The 24,823-nt window shown below is 58.8% G+C and carries 16 protein-coding genes and 7 pseudogenes; 9 read left to right on the top strand and 14 right to left on the bottom strand.

Annotated elements, in window-relative coordinates:
- Window positions 1-34 precede the first annotated feature (34 nt).
- The 4 genes and pseudogenes from ABOC21_RS01550 to ABOC21_RS01535 all read right to left on the bottom strand — a co-directional run bounded on the left by ABOC21_RS01550 (window position 35) and on the right by ABOC21_RS01535 (window position 2,514).
- Window positions 35-935, bottom strand: a pseudogene (locus ABOC21_RS01550) (Dyp-type peroxidase).
- 94 nt (window positions 936-1,029) lie between these two features.
- Window positions 1,030-1,606, bottom strand: a pseudogene (locus ABOC21_RS01545) (RpoE-regulated lipoprotein).
- A 61-nt stretch (window positions 1,607-1,667) separates the two neighbouring features.
- Entirely contained in the window at window positions 1,668-2,102 is a 435-nt protein-coding gene (locus ABOC21_RS01540; RefSeq protein ID WP_426811873.1) for a DUF2919 domain-containing protein, read from the bottom strand.
- Window positions 2,089-2,514: a GNAT family acetyltransferase gene (locus ABOC21_RS01535; RefSeq protein WP_123710307.1), complete on the bottom strand. Its 426-nt coding sequence runs from the start codon at window positions 2,512-2,514 to the stop codon at window positions 2,089-2,091. The genes ABOC21_RS01540 and ABOC21_RS01535 overlap by 14 nt, the downstream gene beginning before the upstream one ends.
- Window positions 2,515-2,725: 211 nt before the next feature.
- Here ABOC21_RS01535 and amiA point away from each other — a divergent pair, with 211 nt between their 5' ends.
- Both amiA and hemF read left to right on the top strand, forming a co-directional pair.
- Window positions 2,726-3,601 carry an N-acetylmuramoyl-L-alanine amidase AmiA gene (amiA, locus tag ABOC21_RS01530; RefSeq protein ID WP_045856213.1) on the top strand — a complete coding sequence of 292 codons (876 nt, stop codon included), beginning with the start codon at window positions 2,726-2,728 and terminating at the stop codon, window positions 3,599-3,601.
- Window positions 3,598-4,498: pseudogene (hemF, locus tag ABOC21_RS01525) on the top strand (oxygen-dependent coproporphyrinogen oxidase). The gene amiA and the pseudogene hemF overlap by 4 nt, the downstream one beginning before the upstream one ends.
- A gap of 28 nt (window positions 4,499-4,526) precedes the next feature.
- Here the strand turns inward: hemF and maeB are convergent.
- A complete protein-coding gene (maeB, locus tag ABOC21_RS01520; protein WP_426811872.1) occupies window positions 4,527-6,806 on the bottom strand; it encodes an NADP-dependent oxaloacetate-decarboxylating malate dehydrogenase in 2,280 nt (759 codons plus the stop codon).
- Between the two features lie 289 nt (window positions 6,807-7,095).
- Here maeB and tkt point away from each other — a divergent pair.
- A pseudogene (gene tkt / locus ABOC21_RS01515) lies at window positions 7,096-9,091 on the top strand (transketolase).
- On the opposite strand, the gene ABOC21_RS01510 reads toward tkt, so the two are convergent.
- Together ABOC21_RS01510 and nudK are read right to left on the bottom strand one after the other, a co-directional pair.
- Window positions 9,081-10,127 carry a DUF1176 domain-containing protein gene (locus ABOC21_RS01510; RefSeq protein WP_426811871.1) on the bottom strand — a complete coding sequence of 349 codons (1,047 nt, stop codon included), beginning with the start codon at window positions 10,125-10,127 and terminating at the stop codon, window positions 9,081-9,083. The pseudogene tkt and the gene ABOC21_RS01510 sit on opposite strands and share 11 nt — an antisense overlap.
- A 66-nt stretch (window positions 10,128-10,193) precedes the next feature.
- A pseudogene (gene nudK / locus ABOC21_RS01505) lies at window positions 10,194-10,791 on the bottom strand (GDP-mannose pyrophosphatase NudK).
- Window positions 10,792-11,404: 613 nt separating this feature from the next.
- Here nudK and acrD point away from each other — a divergent pair.
- Complete coding sequence (acrD, locus tag ABOC21_RS01500) at window positions 11,405-14,518, top strand: multidrug efflux RND transporter permease AcrD (RefSeq protein ID WP_426811870.1); 3,114 nt, start codon at window positions 11,405-11,407, stop codon at window positions 14,516-14,518.
- A gap of 134 nt (window positions 14,519-14,652) precedes the next feature.
- Here acrD and ypfM read toward each other — a convergent pair whose 3' ends face one another.
- The gene (gene ypfM, locus ABOC21_RS01495; RefSeq protein WP_100181659.1) at window positions 14,653-14,712 is read right to left on the bottom strand and encodes a protein YpfM; all 60 of its coding nucleotides are present in this window, start codon (window positions 14,710-14,712) and stop codon (window positions 14,653-14,655) included.
- Between the two features lie 472 nt (window positions 14,713-15,184).
- Between ypfM and ABOC21_RS01490 the strand changes: the two genes are divergently transcribed.
- From ABOC21_RS01490 to ABOC21_RS01480, 3 genes are read left to right on the top strand one after another with little or no spacing between them, the layout of a single operon-like run.
- Entirely contained in the window at window positions 15,185-15,541 is a 357-nt protein-coding gene (locus ABOC21_RS01490) for an ArsC family reductase (RefSeq protein WP_426811869.1), read from the top strand.
- 3 nt (window positions 15,542-15,544) lie between these two features.
- Window positions 15,545-16,672 (top strand): succinyl-diaminopimelate desuccinylase, encoded by a 1,128-nt coding sequence (dapE, locus tag ABOC21_RS01485; RefSeq protein WP_426811868.1) that lies wholly within the window; start codon window positions 15,545-15,547, stop codon window positions 16,670-16,672.
- Window positions 16,673-16,722: 50 nt separating this feature from the next.
- Window positions 16,723-16,923: a YpfN family protein gene (locus ABOC21_RS01480; protein WP_426811867.1), complete on the top strand. Its 201-nt coding sequence runs from the start codon at window positions 16,723-16,725 to the stop codon at window positions 16,921-16,923.
- A gap of 94 nt (window positions 16,924-17,017) precedes the next feature.
- Here ABOC21_RS01480 and ypfH read toward each other — a convergent pair whose 3' ends face one another.
- The 6 genes and pseudogenes from ypfH to dapA form a co-directional block, all read right to left on the bottom strand.
- Window positions 17,018-17,716, bottom strand: coding sequence for an esterase (ypfH, locus tag ABOC21_RS01475; protein WP_426811866.1), 699 nt, complete (start codon window positions 17,714-17,716; stop codon window positions 17,018-17,020).
- A gap of 76 nt (window positions 17,717-17,792) precedes the next feature.
- On the bottom strand, window positions 17,793-19,793 hold the full coding sequence (locus ABOC21_RS01470) for a tRNA(Met) cytidine acetyltransferase TmcA (RefSeq protein WP_426811865.1): 2,001 nt from the start codon (window positions 19,791-19,793) through the stop codon (window positions 17,793-17,795).
- Window positions 19,794-19,805: 12 nt separating this feature from the next.
- Window positions 19,806-20,679, bottom strand: a pseudogene (ypfJ, locus tag ABOC21_RS01465) (KPN_02809 family neutral zinc metallopeptidase).
- 122 nt (window positions 20,680-20,801) lie between these two features.
- Window positions 20,802-21,515 (bottom strand): phosphoribosylaminoimidazolesuccinocarboxamide synthase, encoded by a 714-nt coding sequence (purC, locus tag ABOC21_RS01460; RefSeq protein ID WP_095100368.1) that lies wholly within the window; start codon window positions 21,513-21,515, stop codon window positions 20,802-20,804.
- Between the two features lie 113 nt (window positions 21,516-21,628).
- A pseudogene (gene bamC, locus ABOC21_RS01455) lies at window positions 21,629-22,661 on the bottom strand (outer membrane protein assembly factor BamC).
- Window positions 22,662-22,677: 16 nt separating this feature from the next.
- Complete coding sequence (gene dapA / locus ABOC21_RS01450) at window positions 22,678-23,556, bottom strand: 4-hydroxy-tetrahydrodipicolinate synthase (RefSeq protein WP_426811864.1); 879 nt, start codon at window positions 23,554-23,556, stop codon at window positions 22,678-22,680.
- Between the two features lie 153 nt (window positions 23,557-23,709).
- On the opposite strand from dapA, the gene ABOC21_RS01445 reads away from it, so the two are divergent.
- Window positions 23,710-24,279, top strand: coding sequence for a glycine cleavage system transcriptional repressor (locus ABOC21_RS01445; RefSeq protein WP_426811863.1), 570 nt, complete (start codon window positions 23,710-23,712; stop codon window positions 24,277-24,279).
- A gap of 3 nt (window positions 24,280-24,282) precedes the next feature.
- The gene (bcp, locus tag ABOC21_RS01440) at window positions 24,283-24,753 is read left to right on the top strand and encodes a thioredoxin-dependent thiol peroxidase (protein ID WP_041146681.1); all 471 of its coding nucleotides are present in this window, start codon (window positions 24,283-24,285) and stop codon (window positions 24,751-24,753) included.
- Window positions 24,754-24,823 lie beyond the last annotated feature (70 nt).

Below are 24,823 nucleotides of genomic sequence, written 5' to 3'. Positions count from 1 at the left end.
CCCCTGCGGGGAGAGGGCTATGGCGAAAGAGGCGCTACAGCGCCAGAATACGCTCCACGGACGGCGCGAAGTAGTAGCCGCCGGTCACCGGTTTGGTAAAGCGCAGCATGGCGTCGCGCTTGCCATCGGTATCGCCAAACATGCTCAGCAGCTGCTGTTCAATGTTATGGATACGGGCGCAGTAGGCGCAGAAATAGAGGCCATGAGTGCCGCTGGCGGTACCGTACGGCAGGCTCTGGCGCAGAATTTTCAGTCCCTTGCCGTCCTCTTTCAGGTCAACGCGGCTGAGATGCGAGGTCTCCGGGCGGTCGTCGCCGTCAATCTCTTCATTGGCCTCTTTGGTACGGCCAAACATCATCTCCTGATCCGGAACGCTCATGCGGTTAAGCTGCTTGAGATTGTGCTCCCAGCGCTGGACGAAGACGTAGCTCCCGCCGGCGTCGACGCCCTCTTTAATAATCGCCACCTCGCGGCGCGTCTCTTCGCCGGCCGGGTTTTCGGTCCCGTCGACAAAGCCGCTCAGGTCGCGCTCTTCGATCCAGCGGAAGCCGTGCACTTCCTCTTTGACCTCAACGCTGCCGCCAAATGCCGCCATCGCCGCCTGGGCGACGGAGAAATTGACCTCATGGCGAGCGGACAGGATATGAATCAGCAGATCGTACTGAGTCGACGGCGCCAGGCCTTTTCCGTAAACCGGGAAATCTTTTAACTCTTCGGCGCCTACGCCGCCGCTCAGCTCACGCCAGACGTTATTGCCGAAGGCAATGGTCGCCCCCAGCCTGCGCGTCCGGGAATTTCGCCTGAAAGGTGGCTAATTTATCGATAAAGTTTTTGCTGGCTTCACGCAGGGCGTTAACGTCCCCTTTAACATTGGCTTCAATCCAAATCGCCGCACGGCAATGTTCCGGCAAAATGCCGCTCTGAACCTGAGACATCGCTCCTCCTGAAATGAAACGACCACAACGGTGTGGTGCTTAAACGCGGCTATTGTACGCGTTTTTTGCCACCGCCGTGTCTCTTCAGATCAAATTAGCGGCGCCAGGTGATTTTCGCGATTTTCCAGTTTTTCAGCGTATCGTCCGAGGGCATCAGCTCTTGCGGGCCGCTCCAGTGGCCGGTAAAGGCGTAGCTGATATGCTGGCTTCCCTGCGCCTGACATTCGACCACCGCGCCGTTGTCGCTGCTGGCCTTCTGACAGTTGCCGAACGCTTTGCTGTACAGCTCGCTGAACGGAGTGCCTACCTGCACGCCGCTCTCGGTTTTAATCTCGCCGTCGCGCACGTCGATGCGGCTGATGGTGCCGTTCTCGCCGTTAATCGTCATTGCCACCTTGTCGTCCTTCAGCGCCTCAAAGTAGCGCACGATATTGCCGTTGGCGCTTTTCATACCGCTGCGCAGGCGGTAGCCGCCGCCGAGGGCGTCGCTGATGGCCTGTTCATTTAGCGGCGTGGCGGCCGTCAGCTTACCCACTCCCTGCTCGGTCACCTCCATTGAGGAGCCAAACCAGTTCCACGGCAGGGCCCCGGACCAGTTGACCGAGGCTCATCGTGGAGCAGCCGGTTAACGCCAGCGGTAGCGCGCAAAGAAGTAAACGTAGCGATTTCATGAGATCGTCCTTTCCTGTTAATTCGACGCCTGTTGGAGTGCGGGATCGGCAAAAAGTGCCGTTAAACCTGCTCTTCCTGGAAACAGGCCCTCAGCAGCCACCACAGCGCATAAATATCCGCCGCCAGCAGGCCGATGGTCAGCGGCGAAGGCGACTCGCCGCCCAGCCACAGCAGCGGCTGCCAGATAAGCAGCAGCGCCTGAGAAATCACCAGCAGCCAGCGGATTAGCGGCCAGAAGCGGGGAAAGCGCTGCCGCTGGCCGCTGACGATAAACGCCAGCACCGCCGGTATACCGGGCAGCAGCCCAAGCCAGAAGTTGTCATGATCGGGGTAGAACAGATTCAGCAGAGCATCGCCCTGCTGCCGCGAGGCCCCGGCCATAATAAACAGCACCCAGGTCCGCGCCTGTAGCAGCAGGACGCACCAGAAGAGGAACGGCAGCCTTAGCCGGCCGTGCGCATCAAAATCAGCGGGGATTAGCTCAGTATTCTTCATCTTCAATCAAACGCTTACCCAGGCTGAGCACATCCGCATATTCGTAACCAAGCCGTTCATACATGCCCTGTACGACCTCGTTGTCTTCGCGGATCATGATATTAATTTTCGGACAGCCGCGGGCGGTAAGTTTTTTTTCCAGCCGGCTCAGCAGCGCGTTGGCGATTCCGCGGCCGCGGTACTCCGGATGAACGCCGAGATAGTAGGCCGAACCGCGATGGCCGTCGTAGCCGCCCATCACCGTGCCGACGACTTCGCCGTTAACCTCGGCAACCAGAAACAGGCTGACATCGTGATTAACCTTACGTTCGATGTCCATTTCCGGGTCATTCCACGGGCGCAGAAGCTCGCAGCGCTCCCAGAGAGTTATCACCTCTTCAAAATCCTGCTGGCGAAAAACGCGTATCTCCATGGTATTCCCCATCTTTTAGACATAAAAAAAGTGATTATGGCGTGATTACGCCCGATAGCCAATATCAGGCGAAATTAACCTCAAAAAATGACATAATACGACCTTGTCACGTATTGAAATGAAAAGTAAAACAATTCTTATTACGAAAGGTCGTAACGAAAAACACGATACGATATAACATTGGGTACCACTTGTTTGTAATTCAGGCCGAATGAGCACTTTTAAACCTCTAAAAATACTTGCTTCGCGCCGCCAGGTGCTGAAAGCCGGGCTGGCTGCCGTCACCCTTAGCGGGATTGCCTCGCAGGCCAGCGCAAAAGAACAGCCGTTGACGACGTCCAACGGGCACAGTAAACCAGCCGCCAAAAAAGCGGGCGCGAAGCGCGTCGTCATGCTCGACCCGGGACACGGCGGCATTGATACCGGCGCTATCGGCCACAACGGCTCCAAAGAGAAACACGTCGTGCTGGCGATTGCCAAAACCGTGCGCGGCATTCTGCGCAATAACGGTATCGACGCGCGCCTGACGCGCACCAGCGATACCTTTATTCCGCTGTACGACCGCGTGGAAATCGCCCATCAGCACGGCGCGGATCTGTTTATGTCTATTCACGCCGACGGCTTCACTAACCCCAGCGCCGCCGGGGCGTCCGTTTTTGCCCTCTCCAACCGCGGCGCCAGTAGCGCGATGGCGAAATACCTCTCCGACCGCGAAAACCGCGCCGATGAGGTTGCAGGGAAAAAGACGACGGCGAAGGACCATCTGTTACAGCAGGTGCTGTTCGATCTGGTCCAGACGGACACCATCAAAAATAGCCTCACGCTGGGCTCGCATATCCTGAAAAATATTAAGCCGGTGCATAAGCTGCACAGCCGCAACACCGAACAGGCGGCCTTCGTCGTGCTGAAGTCGCCGTCGATTCCGTCGGTGCTGGTCGAGACCTCATTTATTACCAACCCGGGCGAGGAAAAGCTGTTAGGCACCACCGCGTTTCGGCAGAAAATCGCCAGCGCCATTGCCTCCGGCATCATCAGCTACTTCCACTGGTTCGATAACCAAAAAGCCCACTCAAAGAGACGTAAATGAAGCCCGACGTGCAACAGGTTAAACGCTACCTCCTCCAGTCTGCAGGACGCTATCTGCCGGCAGCTTAGCGCCCTCGACGACCAGCCGTTTCGCGAAGATAACTGGCAGCGCGAAGGCGGCGGCGGCGGGCGGAGCCGGGTGCTGCGGGAAGGCGCAATCTTTGAGCAGGCCGGGGTCAACTTTTCTCACGTTCACGGCGACGCCATGCCGGCTTCGGCGACGGCTCATCGCCCGGAGCTGGCCGGCCGCAGCTTTGAAGCGCTGGGCGTGTCGCTGGTGGTTCATCCGCGCAGCCCCTATGTGCCGATCAGCCATGCCAACGTGCGCTTTTTTATCGCCGAAAAGCCCGGCGCGGATCCGGTATGGTGGTTTGGCGGCGGTTTCGATCTGACCCCCTGCTACGGTTTCGAAGAGGACGCCCGCCACTGGCACCGCACCGCGCGCGACCTGTGCCAGCCGTTTGGCGAAGCGGTCTACCCGCGCTATAAAAAGTGGTGCGATGACTACTTCTTCCTCAGGCACCGCAACGAACAGCGCGGCATTGGCGGCCTGTTCTTCGATGATTTAAATACCCCGGACTTCGACCACTGCTTCAGCTTTATGCAGGCCGTCGGCAACGGCTACACCGACGCCTATCTGCCGATCGTTGAGCGGCGTAAGGCGATGCCGTACGGCGAGCGGGAGCGTCAGTTTCAGCTCTATCGCCGCGGGCGCTACGTGGAGTTCAACCTGGTGTGGGATCGCGGGACGCTGTTTGGCCTGCAGACCGGCGGGCGCACGGAGTCGATTCTGATGTCGATGCCGCCGCTGGTGCGCTGGGAGTATGACTACCAGCCGCAGGAAGGCAGCCCGGAGGCTGCCCTGAGTGAGTTCATCAAAGTCAAAGAGTGGATATAAAACAAAGCCCCGAACGGGGCTTTGTCGATCACAGCGGCTGAGTTTGCGCTTCCACAACCGCCAGCGCCACCATATTGACGATGCGGCGAACGGAGGCAATCGGCGTCAGAATATGCACCGGCTTTGCCACCCCCATCAGCACCGGCCCAACGGTTACCCCTTCGGAGCTCGAAACCCGCAGCAGGTTGTAGCTAATGCGCGCGGCTTCCATATTCGGCATCACCAGAATGTTGGCCGCCCCTTTCAGCGGGCTGTCCGGCATCCGATCGTGGCGAATACTCTCCACCAGCGCGGCATCGCCGTGCATTTCGCCATCGATCATCAGATCCGGCGCGCTCGCCTTCACCAGCTCCAGCGTTTTACGCATTTTGCTCGCCGACGGGCAGTTGGCGGAGCCGAAGTTGGAGTGCGACAGCAGCGCGACGCGCGGCTCGATGCCGAAGCGGCGCACGCTCTCCGCCGCCATCAGGGCGATCTCGGCCAGCTGCTCCGGCGTCGGATCGTGGTTAACGTACGTATCGGCAATGAAGGTGTTGCCGCTCGGCAGCAGCAGCGCGTTCATCGCCCCCGCCGTGTTCACGCCGTCGCGATAGCCAAACAGCGGCTGAATCACGGCGTAGTGCTCATGGTAATCACCGATGGTGCCGCAGATCATCGCATCCGCCTCGCCGCGATGGACCATGATCGCGCCAATCACCGTGGTATTGCTGATGACCGCCCGCTGCGCCTGCTCCTGGGTGATGCCGCTGCGTTTCATCAGCTGGTAATATTCGTTCCAGTACTCTTTGAAGCGCGGATCGGATTCGTTATTGACGATCTCAAAATCAACGCCGGCTTTAATCTGCAGGCCCAGCTTCTGAATACGCATCTCGATAACGCTCGGGCGCCCCACCAGAACCGGCTTCGCCAGCCCCAGAGAGACCAGTTCCTGGGTAGCGTGCAGAACGCGCGTTTCTTCCCCTTCGGCCAGCACCACGCGCTTCGGCTCTTTGCGCGCCTGGGAGAAAATCGGCTTCATAAACAGGTTGGTTTTGTACACGAACTCGCTGAGTTTCTCGATGTAGGCGTCAAAGTCGGCAATCGGGCGCGTCGCCACGCCGGAGTCCATCGCCGCCTTCGCCACCGCCGGCGCGATCTTAACGATCAGCCGCGGATCGAACGGTTTCGGGATGATATATTCCGGGCCGAAGCTCAGATCCTGATCGCCGTAGGCGGAAGCCACCACTTCGCTCTGCTCGGCGTGCGCCAGTTCAGCAATCGCGTGCACCGCCGCCAGCTTCATCTCTTCGTTAATCGCCGTGGCGCCGACGTCCAGCGCGCCGCGGAAGATAAACGGGAAGCACAGCACGTTGTTAACCTGGTTCGGATAGTCAGAACGGCCGGTGCAGATAATCGCGTCTTCGCGGACCTGCTTCGCCAGCGGCGGCAGAATTTCCGGTTCCGGGTTAGCCAGCGCGAGGATCAGCGGCGCGCGGGCCATCTTTTGCACCATCTCCGCGGTCAGCACTTTCGGGCCGGAGCAGCCGAGGAAAATATCCGCCCCGTCGATCACCTCATCGAGGGTACGCTTACCGTCGTCGTCCACCGCGTAGGCCGCTTTGGTCTCCGCCATATTTGGCTCACGGCCTTTATAGATCACGCCTTTGGAATCGCAGACCACGATATTGTGCTTCTGCATTCCCAGCACCACCAGCAGGTTCATACAGGCGATAGCCGCGGCGCCCGCCCCGGAAACCACCATCCGCACGTCGGAGAGGTTTTTCTCGACCACCCGCAGGCCGTTGAGAATGGCGGCGGTGCTGATAATGGCCGTACCGTGCTGATCGTCATGGAATACCGGGATATTCATGCGCTCACGCAGCTTCCGCTCGATGTAGAAACACTCGGGCGCCTTGATATCTTCCAGGTTGATACCGCCAAAGGTTGGCTCCAGCGCAGCCACCACGTTGATAAACTTATCCGGGTCCAGCTCGTCAACTTCAATATCAAACACGTCAATGCCGGCGAACTTCTTAAATAAAACGCCCTTACCTTCCATCACCGGCTTACCGGCGAGCGCGCCAATATGGCCAAGGCCGAGCACCGCAGTACCGTTAGAGACGACCGCAACCAGGTTGCCGCGCGCGGTGTATTTATAGGCGGCCAGCGGGTCTTTTTCGATCTCCAGGCAAGGCGCTGCTACGCCCGGCGAGTAGGCCAGAGCAAGGTCGCGCTGCGTCGCGAGGGGTTTAGTCGGCACAACCTGAATTTTTCCAGGGACGGGAAATTCATGGAAGTCGAGGGCGCTTTGTTTCAACTGCTCATCCATTTTATTGTTCCTTTCACGTATCGATCGTAGGGGGTGACGGGTAATGTCTATCCTGATGTCCACCCAAGGTGGGACATAGTATCTCGCCTGCCGGTTTTTCAAACTTTGAACGCCGCCAAACTCTCGCCATCACAAAGGTATATTTGTTATCGATTTATAACATTTTTGTAACCTGGTTTCGCAGGCAATGATAGCCCCGTCTGCTATGCTTTTTAGTTATTCACCCTATAAATTCCCGCTGCTATTGATCATCAAAAACTCATGCAACATATTGTTTCAGGAGTAGATTATGTCCCGAAGAGAACTTGCCAACGCGATTCGCGCCCTCAGCATGGACGCCGTACAGAAAGCCAATTCCGGCCATCCCGGCGCCCCGATGGGCATGGCGGATATCGCCGAAGTCCTGTGGAATGACTTCCTCCGGCACAATCCGGAGAACCCGCACTGGTACGATCGCGACCGCTTTGTGCTATCCAACGGTCACGCCTCAATGCTGCTCTATAGCCTGCTGCATCTAACCGGCTACGACCTGCCGATGGAGGAGCTCAAAAACTTCCGCCAGCTGCACTCTAAAACCCCCGGCCACCCGGAGCATGGCTATACCCCAGGCGTAGAGACCACTACCGGCCCGCTAGGTCAGGGCCTGGCGAACGCGGTCGGGATGGCGATTGCGGAACGGACGCTGGCGGCGCAGTTCAACCGCCCGGGACATGAAATAGTCGATCACCATACCTGGGTGTTTATGGGCGATGGCTGCCTGATGGAGGGGATTTCCCACGAGGCCAGCTCGCTAGCGGGAACCCTGGGGCTGGGTAAGCTTATCGGGTTCTATGACCATAACGGCATTTCGATCGACGGCCACGTTGAGGGCTGGTTTACTGATGATACCGCCGAACGCTTCCGGGCCTATCGCTGGCACGTGATCGGCGATATCGACGGCCACGACCCGCAGGCGGTTGAGCAGGCGATTCGCGAAGCGCAAAGCGTCAAAGATAAGCCGTCGCTGATTATCTGCCGCACCATCATCGGCTTCGGCTCGCCCAATAAAGCCGGATCGGAGGAGTCGCACGGCGCGGCGCTCGGGGAAAAAGAGGTAGCCTTAGCCCGCGAGAAGCTGGGCTGGAAATATCCCCCGTTCGAGATCCCCAAAGAGATTTATGACAAGTGGGACGCCCGGCCGCGCGGTGAAAAAGCCGAGCACGCGTGGAACGACAAATTCGCCGCCTATCGGCAGGAGTACCCCGAGCTGGCGGACGAATTTACGCGCCGGATGAACGGCGATCTGCCTGAAAGCTGGAGCGAGATCGTTCGCGGCTACATCGCGAAGCTGCAGGCCAGCCCGGAAAAAATCGCCAGCCGCAAGGCCTCACAGAATGCGCTTAACGCCTACGGGCCGGCGCTACCGGAGTCTGCTCGGCGGATCGGCGGATCTGGCGCCCAGCAACCTGACCATCTGGTCGGGCTCGACCTCAATTAAAGACGATCCCGCCGGCAACTATATCCACTACGGCGTGCGCGAGTTTGGTATGACCGCCGTCGCCAACGGCATTGCCCTGCACGGCGGGTTCATCCCCTACACCTCGACCTTCCTGATGTTCGTGGAGTACGCGCGCAACGCGGCGCGCATGGCCGCGCTGATGAAGGCCAGGCAGATCATGGTTTACACCCATGATTCCATTGGTCTGGGGGAAGATGGCCCAACGCACCAGGCGGTTGAGCAGCTGGCCAGCCTGCGGCTGACGCCAAACTTCAGCACCTGGCGCCCCTGCGATCAGGTGGAAACCGCGGTCGCCTGGCGCGCGGCCATTGAGCGGCAGAGCGGCCCGACCGCGCTGATCCTGTCGCGCCAGAACCTGGCGCAGATGGCGCGCACGCCGCAGCAGGTGGAGGATATTGCGCGCGGCGGCTACGTGCTGAAAGATGCCGGCGGTAAGCCGGATCTGATCCTGATCGCCACCGGCTCGGAGATCGAAATCACCGCCCTGGCGGCGGAAAAGCTGCTGGCGAAAGGGGTCAACGTGCGGGTGGTTTCGCTGCCGTCAAGCGATGTGTTTGACGCCCAGGATGAGGCATACCGGGAATCCGTGCTGCCGTCTGACGTCAGCGCCCGTATTGCCGTCGAGGCCGGAATTGCCGACTACTGGTATAAATACGTTGGCCTGAAGGGCGCCATTATCGGTATGAGAAGCTACGGCGAATCGGCGCCGGCGGAAAAACTGTTCCCGTTCTTTGGCTTTACCGTCGAAAATATTGTGAGCACCGCCGAAGGGCTGCTTAACGGGTGATCCACAGCGTAGGCCAGGCATCTGGCCTCTGCCAGTTATCGCACTGCGGCTGCCGGGCAAAGCGTACCAGGCTGAACCGCTGGCCGTCATACCGCCAGCGGGTCTGGGTGCCGCAATCCCCCGGGGCGCGCCCCTTCTCAAGGGTCACCAGCTCGTGGCGCTGCTCGTCGATGCTGGCATTCATCAGCTCAATTTCGCGCCCCGCGCCGTCGGGCGGCTGGAAAGGCAGCGTCAGGCGCAGCGGACGAGCGGCGTACGGCTGCTGGCGCGAAACCAGCCACGCCCGCCATACGGTGTTATAAGCTCCCGCTTCGCAGCTGAACATCAGCAGCACCTTCTCATCGGTCAGCGCGGTCACCCGCACCTCCCGCAGGGAGGGATCGAGCGAGCATGCGCTGTTGCTCATGCGCTCGTTGCCGTAGTCCATCAGGTCATTCAGCTCGTCGCGGCTCAGCGGCGATTGCGATACGTCGACTTTCGCTACCGTGCGCAGCGCCGGCGCCGGAGGGACGCTGAGCGGCGGCTCTTCACCTTTGCCAATCCACGCCGTTTCGCTGCCGACCCGCTTCTGGCGGCTGTCGATAAACAGCAGCGCGGCCTTCAGGCCCTGCAAGGAAATGGTCTGCAGACCGTCCACCAGGCTTATCGCCTGCCCTTCCTGCACCTGCTGGAGAAAAGCGTCGATGGCGGCGCTATCGTCGGTTTTAAGCAGCTTGTCGGCAACCTGCCAGCGCTTATCCACCAGCGCCAGAGGCTTACCGTCAAGCAGCAGACGAGGGCCGATCGGCGCCAGCGCCGCGACCGGATTGCCGACGCCGCCCAGCTCAATGCGCAGGCTGGCATCGGTTGCCGCGCCGGCGCTGCGGCTGAGGGTCATCACCAGGCCATAGTGCAGCCCGACGTTACGGGTTACGCAGAAGTTTTGATTGTTGCAGGTCACCAGCCAGTCGTCGAAAGTCTGCTGCACCGGCGCCGCCCACGCCAGCGACGCGGGGAACAGGCCGAAAAGCAGAATCAAGATAAGCCGATAAAGCATGCGTGGTACAACCCCGGAAGATAGCGCGAAAAACAGCCGCTATCTTCGCCAGCGTCGGGGGGTTACTCAATCGGATTTATCAGATATCCCCGGACATCAGGCCCGAAGCGTGGAGATACTGCAGCAGGATAACCGCTTTCCCATCGCGGATCTCGCCGCCGGCCACCATCGCCAGCGCCTGGCTGAAGGGCAGCTCCAGCACCTCAATCTCTTCATCATCCACCCCGCCGCCGCCGTTTTTACGCTGAGCATCGCTGTATTCGGCGATAAAGAAGTGGATAAGTTCGGTGACGCCGCCGGGGGACATATACAGCTCGAACAGTTTGCGAACCTCGCCCACCTCGTAGCCGGTCTCCTCGATCGCCTCTTTGCGAATACAGGCTTCCGGCTCGTCGTTATCCAGCAGCCCGGCGCAGGTCTCAATGAGCATTCCATCTTCGTTACCGTTCACCCAGGTGGCGACGCGGAACTGGCGCACCAGCACCACGCTTTGCTTACGCCGGTTGTAGAGCAGAACCGTTGCGCCGTTGCCGCGATCGTAAACCTCGCGCTTATGGCGCACCACGCTGCCGTCGCCGCGCGTCAGCTCGTAGGTCATATTGCGCAAAACAAACCAGTTTTCCGAGAGGATTTTATCTTTAATGACGTTGATATTGAGTGACATACGACCTCGCAGCAGAGAATGACGCAGTCATACTACGCTGCGAAGTCCGCTTTGTCGTTAGCCGGGCGGAATCGATTTTAGGCCACCCTGCAGGATTTACAGCCCCGTCGCGTCAGCCTGGCTTATCGCGCCGTTCGGGCCGCTCGGGGACAGGGAGCGCCTTCACAATGGTGACACGTAATGGCGTTACATTTCTGCTCGCCTTGGATGACCGTAATACGCGGCCAATAACCACTTAGTAAGAATGGTTATTAAGTGCCCGATAAGGTGGGAGGGAAACGATGTTCATCTGCCTGGGATCGCGCTTATCTGGCGAGAATCCTTTTGGGATCAAATTTTTTGAGCTAAATAAAATGGTGCTTTATTTATTCAGGCGATAATCAAGCCCGGCATAAAAGCGATAAAATCTGTTTACTTCCGGCGGCGATTGCGAAAGGGTAGCGCAGTGGGCAGACCCTGGATAAAGGGCAGGATACGTCTTTACCGCGCCGTAAAAGGCACACGATAAATTACACTATCTCCTTAATTTCTCCACGATTGCCAGTGGGCTTACCGCTAGAGTGTCACAGGCTGTGCAATAACAAAAAATGTACAAAAAGAGGTCCTGATTCTGATGGCGAATTTCTTTATCGATCGCCCCATTTTTGCGTGGGTACTGGCTATTCTTTTGTGCCTGACCGGAACGCTGGCGATTTTATCGCTTCCCGTCGAGCAATATCCCGAGCTGGCGCCGCCGAACGTGCGGATCACCGCCAACTACCCCGGCGCCTCCGCGCAAACGCTGGAGAACACCGTAACTCAGGTTATCGAGCAGAATATGACCGGCCTCGATAATTTGATGTATATGTCATCGCAGAGCAGCGCCACCGGCCAGGCAACGGTCACCCTGAGCTTTACCGCCGGAACCGACCCCGATGAAGCGGTGCAGCAGGTGCAAAACCAGCTGCAGTCGGCGATGCGTAAACTGCCGCAGGATGTGCAAAATCAGGGCGTCACGGTGCGCAAAACCGGTGATACCAACATTCTGACCCTCGCTTTTGTCTCCACCGACGGCAGCATGGATAAACAGGATATTGCCGACTACGTCGCCAGTAACGTCCAGGACCCCTTAAGCCGCGTCAACGGCGTCGGCGATATCGATGCCTATGGCTCCCAGTACTCGATGCGAATCTGGCTCGATCCGGCGAAGCTCAACAGCTACCAGATGACGGCGAAAGACGTCACCGACGCTATTAAATCGCAGAATGCCCAGATTGCCGTCGGCCAGCTAGGCGGTACGCCGTCGGTTGACAGGCAGGCGCTTAACGCCACCATCAACGCCCAGTCGCTGCTGCAGACGCCGGATCAGTTCCGCGATATTACGCTGCGCGTTAATCAGGATGGCTCAGAAGTGACGCTCGGCGACGTTGCCAGCGTTGAGATGGGGGCCGAAAAGTACGATTACCTCAGCCGCTATAACCGCCAGGCGGCATCAGGGCTGGGCATTAAGCTCGCCTCCGGCGCCAACGAAATGGCCACCGCCGAGCGGGTCATCTCCCGCCTGAACGAGCTTTCGCAATATTTCCCCCACGGTCTGGAGTACAAAATCGCCTACGAGACCACCTCGTTCGTTAAGGCGTCAATTACCGACGTGGTGAAAACGCTGATTGAAGCGATCGCGCTGGTGTTCCTGGTGATGTACCTGTTCCTGCAAAACTTCCGCGCCACGCTGATCCCGACCATCGCCGTGCCGGTGGTTCTGATGGGCACCTTCGCGGTGCTCTATACCTGCGGCTACAGCATCAACACCCTGACGATGTTTGCCATGGTGCTGGCGATCGGCCTGTTGGTGGATGACGCCATCGTGGTGGTGGAGAACGTCGAGCGTATCATGAGCGAGGAGGGACTCTCGCCCCGGGAGGCGACCCGCAAATCGATGGGGCAGATCCAGGGCGCGCTGGTGGGCATCGCCATGGTGCTGTCGGCGGTGTTCATCCCGATGGCCTTCTTCGGCGGCACTACCGGCGCCATCTACCGCCAGTTCTCAATCACCATCGTTTCCGCGATGGTGCTGTCGGTGCTGGTGGCGATGATCCTCACCCCGGCGCTGTGCGCCACCCTGCTCAAACCGATTCATAAAGGCGAACTCCACGGCCAGACGGGCTTCTTCGGCTGGTTTAACCGCATGTTTGACCGCAACGCCAGCCGCTACGAATCGGCGGTCGGCAAAATTCTTCACCGCTCGCTGCGCTGGATAATGATCTACGTCCTGCTGCTGGGCGGGATGGTATTTCTGTTTATCCGCCTGCCGACCTCGTTCCTGCCACAGGAAGATCGCGGGATGTTCACCACCTCGGTGCAGCTGCCCGCCGGCTCTACGCAGCAGCAGACGCTGAAGGTGGTGCAGAAGGCCGAAGACTACTTCCTCAAAAACGAGAAGGCCAACGTTGAATCGGTGTTCGCCACCATAGGCTCCGGCCCGGGCGGCAACGGCCAGAACGTGGCGCGAATGTTCGTGCGCCTGAAGGACTGGGACCAGAGGGATCCCACCAGCGGATCTGCCTTCGCCATTATCGAACGGGCGACCAAAGCCTTTAACAAGATTAAAGAGGCGCGCGTCTATGCCAGCAGCCCGCCAGCCATCAGCGGCCTGGGCAGCTCCGCCGGCTTCGACATGGAGCTTGAGGACCACGCCGGCAACGGCCACGACGCGCTGATGGCCGCCCGCGACTCCCTGCTGGAGCTGGCCGCCAGCGACCCTCAGCTAACCCGCGTGCGCCACAACGGCCTTGACGATAGCCCGCAGCTGCAGGTTGATATCGATCAGCGCAAGGCGCAGGCGCTGGGGATATCGATTGACGATATCAACGATACGCTGCAAACCGCCTGGGGCTCGAGCTACGTGAACGACTTTATGGACCGCGGCCGGGTGAAAAAAGTCTACGTCCAGGCGGCGGCAAAATATCGCATGCTGCCGGACGATATTAATCAGTGGTACGTACGCAACGGCAGCGGCACGATGGTGCCCTTCTCGGCCTTTGCCAGCTCGCGCTGGGAAACCGGCTCGCCGCGCCTGGAACGCTATAACGGCTACTCGGCGGTCGAAATTGTCGGCGAAGCCGCGCCGGGAGTCAGTACCGGTACGGCGATGACGATTATGGAAGATCTGGCGCAAAAGCTGCCGAACGGCTTTGGCCTCGAGTGGACGGCGATGTCGTATCAGGAGCGCTTATCCGGCGCTCAGGCCCCGGCGCTGTATGCGATCTCCCTGCTGGTGGTCTTCCTGTGCCTGGCGGCGCTGTATGAGAGCTGGTCGGTACCGTTCTCCGTGATGCTGGTGGTGCCGCTGGGGGTCATCGGCGCCCTGCTGGCAACCTGGGTGCGCGGCCTTGAGAACGATGTTTACTTCCAGGTGGGGCTGCTGACGGTTATCGGCCTGTCGGCGAAGAACGCCATTCTGATCGTCGAGTTTGCCAATGAGCTCAATGAGAAAGGAGAGGATTTACTGGTTGCGACGCTTTCGGCCTGTCGTCAGCGCCTGCGGCCGATTCTGATGACCTCGCTGGCCTTTATTTTCGGCGTGCTGCCGATGGCGACCAGCACCGGCGCGGGCTCGGGTAGCCAGCACGCGGTCGGTACCGGGGTGATGGGCGGCATGATCTCCGCCACCATTCTCGCTATTTTCTTCGTCCCGCTGTTCTTTGTGCTGGTACGTCGCCGCTTCCCGCTAAAAGAGCGGCCGCAATAACCTACGGCCATCGCGAGGCGCTATCGTCGCGATGGAATAACAAAAAAGGCGACCATCAGGTCGCCTTTTTTATGTGTTCAGATTCACTGCAGCGTTATTTTCGCGCTCAGAATAGCCTGCTCACATTGCGGAATTTATTTACGAAGCATGCCTTCGATAAAATCTTTCCAGTTCCCTAGTTCATGTTCAATCATAATAGCCTCTCTTATTATTATGGGTGATTTTATGTAAATTCATCGGTAATGGGAAGTTGCCTGCCCCTATTGCTTTGATTGTCCGATGGCCGCTGCCAGGATAGCTATCGCTGATTTGCTGCTACTATGCCGCTGCCAGTGTAAATTTAATGTGATAGGCAGCAACATTTTGCAATATGAACGTCGTTTTTATGCGTTGACCGTCTACGGCCGAAGGGGCGAGGATTTCAGCGCGCGAGCGCCGTCACAATCCAGCGGCGACAGATGAATATTTAACCAATATATAAGCATGGTTATATATTGCCGGCAAAAAATTACATTTACGAAAGCGATTCACGTATTATTCCCTATCGGTTTATATACCGCCAGGACAACTCAAGTATCAGGATGCTAACGGACGGATGCCAGGGTGTCATGAGTATATTCGGAAAAATCTGCGTTCCGCGCTTAATTCAATAAAAAGGGTTTCATCATGCTGACCATGTACGGGATAAAAAACTGCGACACCGTTAAAAAGGCCCGCCGCTGGCTGGAGGCTAACCAGATTGAATACCGCTTCCACGATTATCGCGCCGATGGGCTGGAGCGTGAATTATTAGATACGTTTATTGCCGAACTGGGCTGGGAAGCGCTGCTCAACACCCGCGGCACCACCTGGCGTAAGCTGGACGAAGCGGTTCGCTCTCGTATCGATAGCGCCGATGCCGCGGCTGAACTGATGCTCGAAATGCCGGCGATCATCAAACGCCCATTGCTCTACGCGCCCGGTCAGCCTATGCTGCTGGGCTTCAGTGAACTCACTTATAAGACGCTTGTTAACGAGGTATAGTCTATGTCTTGCCCGGTCATTGAGCTGGCTCAGCAGCTTATTCGCCGCCCTTCCCTCAGCCCCGATGATGCCGGATGTCAGGCATTAATGGTTGAACGTCTGCGGGCGATTGGTTTTACCGTGGAACCGATGGATTTCGGCGATACCCAAAATTTCTGGGCCTGGCGCGGACGCGGCGAAACTCTGGCCTTCGCCGGCCATACCGATGTTGTTCCGGCCGGCGACGCTGACCGGTGGATTAACCCGCCGTTTGAACCGACTATTCGCGATGGCATGCTGTTTGGCCGCGGCGCGGCGGACATGAAAGGCTCGCTGGCCGCGATGGTGGTCGCCGCCGAGCGTTTTGTCGCCCAGTACCCGAACCATAAAGGGCGGCTGGCCTTTTTGATCACCTCGGATGAGGAAGCCAGCGCCCATAACGGTACGGTGAAAGTCGTTGAAGCCCTGATGGCCCGCAAAGAGCGCCTCGACTACTGCCTGGTGGGCGAGCCCTCCAGCACCGAAGTTGTCGGGGACGTGGTAAAGAACGGCCGCCGCGGCTCGTTAACCTGCAATTTAACCATCCACGGCGTACAGGGCCACGTCGCCTATCCCCATCTGGCGGATAACCCGGTGCACCGCGCCGCGCCGATGCTCACCGAGCTGGTGGGCATCGAATGGGACAAAGGCAACGAGTTCTTCCCGCCGACCAGCATGCAGATTGCCAACGTCAGGGCGGGAACCGGTAGCAATAACGTCATTCCGGGCGACATGTTCGTTCAGTTCAACTTCCGCTTCAGCACCGAGCTGACCGACGAGATGATCAAAGCCCGGGTTGTCGCGCTGCTGGAAAAATACCAGCTGCGTTACACCCTCGACTGGTGGCTCTCCGGCCAGCCGTTCCTGACCGACCGCGGCAAGCTGGTTGAAGCGGTGGTGAATGCCATTGAGCACTATAATGAGATCAAGCCGCAGCTGTTGACCAACGGCGGCACCTCCGACGGGCGGTTTATCGCCCGCATGGGAGCCCAGGTGGTTGAGCTGGGGCCGGTGAATGCCACGATCCATAAAATTAACGAGTGCGTGAACGCCGCCGACCTGCAGCTGCTGGCGCGGATGTATCAACGGATCATGGAACAGCTGGTCGCCTGACAACATCGACAAATACCCTGAACGATGACGGGTATAAAAGAGGAAGCAGCATGGAATGGCTAAGTAAATACTGGTGGATTCTGGTGTTAGTCTTTTTAGTGGGCGTCATTATTAACGTGATTAAGGACCTTAATCGCGTCGACCACAAAAAGTTTCTCGCCAATAAGCCGGACCTTCCCCCCCATCGTGATTGCAACGATAAGTGGGATGATGACGACGACTGGCCAAAGCACGACTCGTCGAAGAAGTAGGTTCTCTGCGCGGTCTCCCCGGTGAAGGTCACTTCGCCGGGGGATCTGCCGAATAGCGGTCTTATGCGCCTTATGCGGGCCGAATAGCGCCTGATTACAGCAGTTCGATAATATCGTCATCTTTCGGCGTGCTGCCGCTTAACGCTTCGTCAAAATAGTGCTTCGGTACGGTATAGCGCAAGCGTTCGAGCGCAAACTGCATGCTGCGATCGTCAATCGCGTGTCCCAAATCCTCAACGATATCCAGCGTCACGTCGCCGCCGGCCTGCACCAGCGCCTCCTGCGCCGCGACGGCCCACGCCAGATCGATAACCCGATCCTCGCCGCCGTGGATCAGGTGCACGGTGGTCGCCGTGGTCGCCGACTGCGGCAACGTGGCGTAGCGCCCGTTAAAGGCGATCACCCGCGAGGCCAGTCCCGGCTCGGCCTTGATGCTCTCCAGCGACATAATCGCCCCCTGCGAGAAGCCGATCAGCGCCGTTGCCTGCGCAGGCACGCCGCTCTGCTTCTGCCAGTAACGCACGGTCTCAATAAAGATCGGCATGATGGCGTCAATACGCGCCTGCCGGTTCTCCTCGGTCACCCCCTGCACGGAGAACCACTGGCGGCCGGGCGCCGGGCCGCACGGCTCAACGCCGCCGATGCTGACGATTAACGCATCCGGGAACTGCGGCGCGAACAGGCTGCCGATCTGCCCCATTGCAACCGGATTATCACCGACGCCATGAAACAGCAGCAGCAGCTGTTGGGCAGGTGTCACGGGGCTTTGAACAATAAAATGATCGTGTTTCATGGCTTTCTCCTTAGTCTACGCGGGCAGTGTACGCCGCCGATAAAATATGACCATGACATTTAACTGAATGAGTTAGTTAAAAAAATTGCAGCTGCTCAACCCGCTGGCGCAGCGCATCGGCGCGGGGCGCATCGAGGCTGAACAGCGCCTGCCCCGCCTCCTCGCGCAGCTTTGCCAGCAGCGCTTTGCGCCCGGCCAGCCGCAGAGAAGCGCAGAGTTCGGCCTCATCCTGCCGCCGCAGCCGGGCGCGCAGAGCCGGAAGCGGCAGATCGACCCGCAGCAGCAGGCGGTTCAGGCAGCCTATCGTCGCCAGCAGCGGGCGGTGGGCAAAAGCAAAGCCGGCGGCCTCAAGCCAGTCCTCTTCCGTCAGCATAGCAGCCTCGACAACCGGCAGCGGCAGCGCCTCCTCCCGCCATGCGCGCAGCCAATACTCGTCGCGCTGCAGCCGCGCCAGCTCCTGCTGCTGCAGGCGGCGGCCGGCGGGGGATAACGGATACAGCGCCATCGCCGTATAGCAGCCGCTGCTCGCTTCACGGTGCGTGCCGAGGCGTACCAGGGTAAAACCGCAGCGCTGCCAGAAGCGCCAGAGCTCGGCGGTATAGCCAAAGCTCACCGAGAGATAATCAAGGCCCTCCGCCTCGGCCGCGGCCTTCGCCACCAGCGCCTGGCCTAACCCTTCGCGCTGGCGCGACGGATGCACGGCAATGCGGCTAATTCGTCTCGCTACCAGCGTAGCGGCCTGCGGAGCGCCGCCGTGCGCCGCCAGCGACTGGGCCACCAGATTGCCGCGCGGGCGGCGGTATCCCGCCCACACCGCCTGACTGAGAGCCGGGGCAAGCCCCCCCTCCTCCACCAGCCACAGCGCCCCGGCGACGCGGCTCCCGGCGCGCGCGCAGATAAACCGCTGCCCGGGAGCGTCCATCATTCGGCGTAAATCCAGCGGCGACGTACGATAGTGGGCGCCGGAAAGGAGCTGATACATCGCCTCCGGCAGAGCCGGCTGCCGCTGCCAGCTGGCCTGGTCAGGCGTTTCCAGCACCGCCTGGCCCTGCGGTGGATGCATAAAGGCCTCATCGCCAAACAGCAGCAGTTCACCCACCAGCGCCTCCAGCGGGCAGCCCGGCGCCCAGCGAACGGGCGCAGAGAGGCTGAACTGGCGCAGCTGCGTGAAGCCCGCACAAAACTTAAGCAGAAAGCCGCGGCCGGTCCCTTCATATCCCTGTACGGTGGTGGTCAGCAGCGTGCGCGGGAAACGCGCCACCAGCCGACACAGCAGCGGCCCGGGAATGGCGGCCGCTTCGTCAACGATCAGCCATGAGGCGTTAATCTCGGACGCCAGCAGCGCGTCCGGGGCCATAAAGCGGAAATGTTCCCCGGCGAACGCCGCGATAACGTCCGTAGCGCCGCGGGCGGGGGCGGTCACGATCGCATCGCCTCCCAGCTGTCGAATCAGCATTCCCGCCAGCGCCGATTTCCCTCGCCCGCGCTCGGCGGTTACCGCGGCAATACCGGGAGGGAAAGCGGCCAGCTCGGCAAGAATCGCCGCCTGTTCCGCCTGAGGATGGCCGTCGGCGGCATGCCACGGGGGCCGGGGGAGAGCATCCGGCAGGCGAGGCGGCTCCCCCTGCCGCCAGACCAGCGCCTCTTTAGCCGCGGCGGCCAGCTGGCAAAAGCGCTGCACAAAGTTAGGGGTTGGGATGGCTTCCGGCGCATCGCTCCAGCGCAGCGAATCCGCATCGGGCTGTGCCGGCCAGCATGCAAAAGGAGGAGTCAACAGCACCAGCCAGCTCCCGGCGCGCAGGGTGCCGCACAGGGCGGCAAACGCCGCCACGTCGAAGCCGCTGCGGGCGTCAAAGAAAGCGTGCTGGTATTCGCGTCCGAGCAGAGACTTCAGCGCGCCGGGCGCGGTGCAGGGTTCGACGACGGGCTGCGGCCCAACCCACAGGCCGTCTCCGGCCAGCCGTTCACGCAGCGCCAGCGCCTGCTGCAGGCACCACGCCTCGTCGCCGCTGAGTACCAGCAGGCGACGAATACCCTGCTGCGCCATCCGGGCCGTCAGGTTAAGGATGTCTTCCATCTACGACAGCGGTTAAAGCGCATTACCGAACGTATTGCACTGCGCCGGATCTCCGCTGTCAAAACCGCGTTTAAACCAGGTATAGCGCTGCTGGGAGGTGCCGTGGGTAAAGCTGTCCGGGACGACGCGCCCCTGGCTTTGCTGCTGCAGGCGGTCGTCGCCAATGGCCTCTGCGGCGTTCAGCGCCTCCTGCAGATCGCCGGTTTCCAGCACCTCCTGGTTCTGCATGCTGTGGCCCCAGACGCCGGCAAAGCAGTCGGCCTGCAGCTCCATTTTCACCGACAGGCGGTTAACTTCCGCCTGCGACGCGTGCTGCTGCAGACTGACGCACTTTGGATTCAATGCCCAGCAGCTTCTGCACGTGGTGCCCGACCTCGTGCGCAATCACGTAGGCCTGAGCAAAGTCGCCGTCCGCGCCGAGCTTGCTTTTCATCTCATCGTAGAACGAGAGATCGATGTAGACCGTGCTATCGGCCGGGCAGTAGAACGGCCCCATCACCGACTGGCCAGTACCGCAGCCGGTCCGCGTAGCGCCGCGATAGAGCACCAGCCTGGGCTGCGGGTACTGACGGCCCATCTTTTGGAAAATAGCGCCCCAGGTATCTTCGGTATCCGCAAGAATCACCTTGGTAAACTTCGCCGCCTGCTCTTCCTGCGGGCTGATGGATCGTTGGGTGGTGGTTTGCTGCTGTGAAACGGGCTCTCCGGTCAGCATGCCGGTCAAATCCACGCCGTAATAGCCGGCGACCAGCACGATAATCAGCAGGACGATACCGCCCTTCCCGCTGGGAAGACGGAAGCCACCGCCGCCTCCGCCAAGGGGCGAACCGGAATCATTACGTCGATCTTCTACATTGTCGCTTTCGCGACGTCCTTGCCAGCGCATAGGCTACCTCAATCCATCAAGTTCTCGAATATGAGAGATCGTAGGCGGTTCGGCGCAGGATTACCACTGGAAACAACAAGAAGAGCGCCAGAAGGTAGAGCCACCTTCTGGCGAAGGGAGGATTAGTCGAGCTTAACGCCAAGGCGATGGGCCACTTCTTCGTAGGCCTCAATCAGGCCGCCGAGGCTCTGACGGAAGCGGTCTTTGTCCATTTTATCGAGGGTATTTTTGTCCCACAGGCGGCTGCCGTCCGGCGAGAACTCGTCGCCCAGCACCACTTCACCTTTAAACAGGCCAAACTCCAGCTTGAAGTCGACGAGGATCAGACCCGCGTCGTCAAACAGCTTTTTCAGCACGTCGTTAGCTTTGAAGGTCAGCTCCTGCATGCGGGCCAGGTTCTTTTTATTCACCCAGCCGAAGGTTTCGCAGTAGGACTCATTGACCATCGGGTCGTGCATCGCGTCGTTTTTCAGGAACAGGTCAAACAGCGGTGGGTTCAGCTCAATACCTTCTTCGATGCCCAGACGCTTAACCAGAGAGCCGGCCGCACGGTTGCGGACTACGCACTCAACCGGAACCATCTCCAGCTTTTTCACCAGGCACTCGGTGTCAGAAAGTAGCGCTTCCATCTGGGTTGGAATGCCGGCTTCTTCCAGCTTGCTCATAATGAAATGGTTGAACTTGTTATTCACCATCCCCTTACGGTCGAACTGTTCGATGCGCGCGCCATCCCCTGCTGAAGTATCGTTACGGAACTCGAGTATCAGCAGATCCGGGTTCTCGGTGCTGTAAACGGTTTTCGCTTTACCACGATACAACTCAGCTTGCTTGTTCATCTTTGTCACTCCAGTGAAGATATAGACGATAAAAATTGCGTTTTTCTGCCGACGCACACGTTTGCGTCACTATACAGAAAAAAGGGCCGGATTACTCCAGCCCTGTTTATTACTTACCGAAATGCGGCCTGGAATACGGCAACCAGCGCATCGTTCTGCGACTGGGTCAGCGTATGACCTTTCGGGTCGATGAACTGCAGGCTGCTGCGGTTATCGAGATCGCCGACCTGCAGCTTGTAGTCACCTGAAACCAGACTGCGGATCGTGGGCGCCCAGCTCCTGCCAACTGCTGTCAGACAGCGGCTTGTAGGTCAGCGCCATGCTGCCCTGAGAGCGCGTGCTGTCGGTCACCTTCATGCCCGCTTTTTCCAGCGCGCCCGGCAGACGTTGCCACACGAGGTTAAACGGCGCGCGGACAACCAGCATCGGCAGACCGGTATCGTCGGCGGCGCTCTGCACGTCGAAGGTCGCGCCGGCGTTTTTCTGCGCCGCGTTCTGCGCGCTGGTGGCGTTCATGTCCAGACCTTCGGAAATGACGTTCAGCATAGAGGTGCTGTAGCGCTGCAGCGATGCCGGATCGGATACCGGTTTCCCGGCCTGCTCGAGGTTAACCAGCTTCACCACCACCGCCTGCTGATAGCCCTGCGGTTTAACTGAGATTTGATAGCGACCGCGGTACTGCTGGTCTTCATCGAGGCGATTCCACTCCACCCAGTCGGTGTTCAGCGTCTGGCTGGCATCGTCACGTTTGGTGATGACGTAGTTTTTTGACTGCAGAATGCTGGCGACCTGCGCCCACAGCGAACCGCTGCGGCCGTTTTCCACCATCAGCGTCGAAGTGTCGCCATTAAACTGAGTGCGTGCGCCGTTGACCAGGGCCAAAGGCTGGGCCGGTGGACGAATGTCCAGAGCTTTACCCACCGCGCCGGCGCTGGTCGCAACCGGAATATTATAATCGCCAACCTGAACCGGCAGAATCATCCCCGCAGGCGCGTGAAGCTCGCTGAGCGGCGTTGCTTGCAGGTAAGACTCGTCACCGCTCACCTGACGCTTGTAGCGCGAATCCGAACTACAGGCCGCAAGAAGCAGGACCAATGAAACACCCGCAACCTTCGCCAGGCGCGACTTCTGTACTGAGTAAGCCATCAAATCTCCCTAAACTTTACAGCAGACCGGCATGCTTCAGCGCTGCGGTTACCGCCTTCTTACCGTCTTCGGTAATCGGCGTCATCGGCAGGCGCAGCGTATCGGTCGCCACAAGACCCAACGCCTTGCATGCCCATTTCACAGGGATAGGGTTGGGTTCGACAAATAATTTTGTATGCAATGGCATCAGACGCTGGTTAATCGCCCGCGCTTCGGCAAATTGACCAGCCAGAGCCAGTCGGGACATGTCCGCCATTTCACGCGCCGCAGCGTTTGCGGTGACGGAAATCACGCCATGACCACCCAGCTGCATAAAGTCCATTCCGGTGGCGTCATCGCCGCTCAGCAGAATAAAGTCGTCTGAAACCAGCTCTTTGATCTGATGAACTCGACTTAAGTTCCCCGTCGCTTCCTTAACACCGATAATATTTTTTACTTCCGCCAGGCGACCGACGGTTTCCGGTAGCATATCGCAGCCGGTACGGGACGGCACATTATACAGGATTTGCGGCAGGTCGGTGTGTTCTGCGATGGCTTTAAAGTGTTGGAACAGGCCTTCCTGAGTCGGACGGTTGTAATAAGGGGTTACCGTCAGGCAGCCAACGACTCCGCTGTCGTTGAAGCGCTGGGTCAGGCTGATCGCCTCTGCGGTTGCATTTGCACCGGTCCCCGCGATAATCGGGATACGCCCGTCGGCCAGCTCAAGCGTCATCATCACAACGTCGCCATGCTCTTCATGGCTCAACGTCGCGGACTCACCGGTAGTCCCTACCGAAACGATCGCCGAGGTTCCGCTGGCGACATGGTAATCAATCAGTTTTTTCAGGCTTGTCCGGCAGACGTTACCGTTTTCATCCATCGGCGTGACAAGCGCTACAATACTTCCCGTGAACATGGGCCATCCTCAGAGCAGAAGTGCGACAAGATTCTCAATGTTACGTTTGGTGCCGTAATAAAAGCAAGAGACCCGAGGCCTTCAGGGATGTTGTATGCCGGTTTTTTTTATGCTTTCCTAATGTTACCTCACCTTTTTAAAGGAAGAACAGGTTTGACCGCCTCATTACAACACTATCTGGTTATTACCGCTTTGGGCGCTGACCGTCCCGGCATCGTGAACACGATCACCCGCCACGTCAGCAGCTGCGGCTGTAATATCGAAGACAGCCGGCTGGCCATGCTCGGTGACGAATTTACGTTTATCATGCTGCTTTCCGGGACGTGGAACGCGATTAACCTGATTGAATCGACCTTACCGCTGAAAGGCGCCGAGCTGGATCTGCTGATCGTGATGAAACGGACAACCGCTCGCCCGCCTCAGGCCATGCCGAACACCGTTTGGGTCCAGGTTGAAGTACCGGACTCGCCGCATATTATCGAGCGCTTCACCGCCCTGTTTGACGCATGGAGTATGAATATCGCCGAGCTGGTTTCTCGTACCCGGATCGGCGGCGATGACGATTCAGCCCAGCTGTTCATCCAGATAACGGCGCACAGCCCCGCTACGCAAAATGCATCAAATATCGAACAAGCGTTCAAAGCCCTATGTACAGAACTGAACGCACAAGGCAGTATTAACATCGTTAATTATTCACAGCATGATGAACAGGATGGAGTTTGAGTAATGAATCCACTGAAAGCCGGTGATATTGCACCGAAATTTAGCTTACCAGACCAGGACGGCGAGGAAGTAAATTTGACCGACTTCCAGGGACAGCGTGTTCTGGTTTATTTTTACCCGAAAGCCATGACCCCGGGCTGTACCGTTCAGGCCTGCGGCCTGCGCGATAATATGGATGACTTAAAGAAAGCGGGCGTTGAGGTTCTCGGCATCAGTACGGATAAACCAGAAAAACTCTCCCGTTTCGCCGAAAAAGAGCTGCTGAACTTCACGCTGCTGTCTGATGAAAACCATCAGGTCTGCGAGCAGTTTGGTATCTGGGGCGAAAAATCGTTTATGGGGAAAACCTACGACGGCATTCACCGTATTAGTTTCCTGATTGATACAGATGGCAAAGTTGAACACGTGTTTGATAACTTCAAAACCAGCAATCACCACGACGTGGTGCTGAACTGGCTGAAAGAAAACGGTTAACGTTTTATTGAACGCGGGACGCCGGGGCATTTCACCGCCCCGGCGTCCTTTTAGCCCCTTCGCTCGTCAA

Source organism: Klebsiella sp. WOUb02 (assembly GCF_050058015.1).
GTDB lineage: Bacteria > Pseudomonadota > Gammaproteobacteria > Enterobacterales > Enterobacteriaceae > Klebsiella.
The sequence above is the reverse complement of the archived record's forward strand: the minus strand, read 5'-3'. Positions and strand labels throughout refer to the sequence as shown.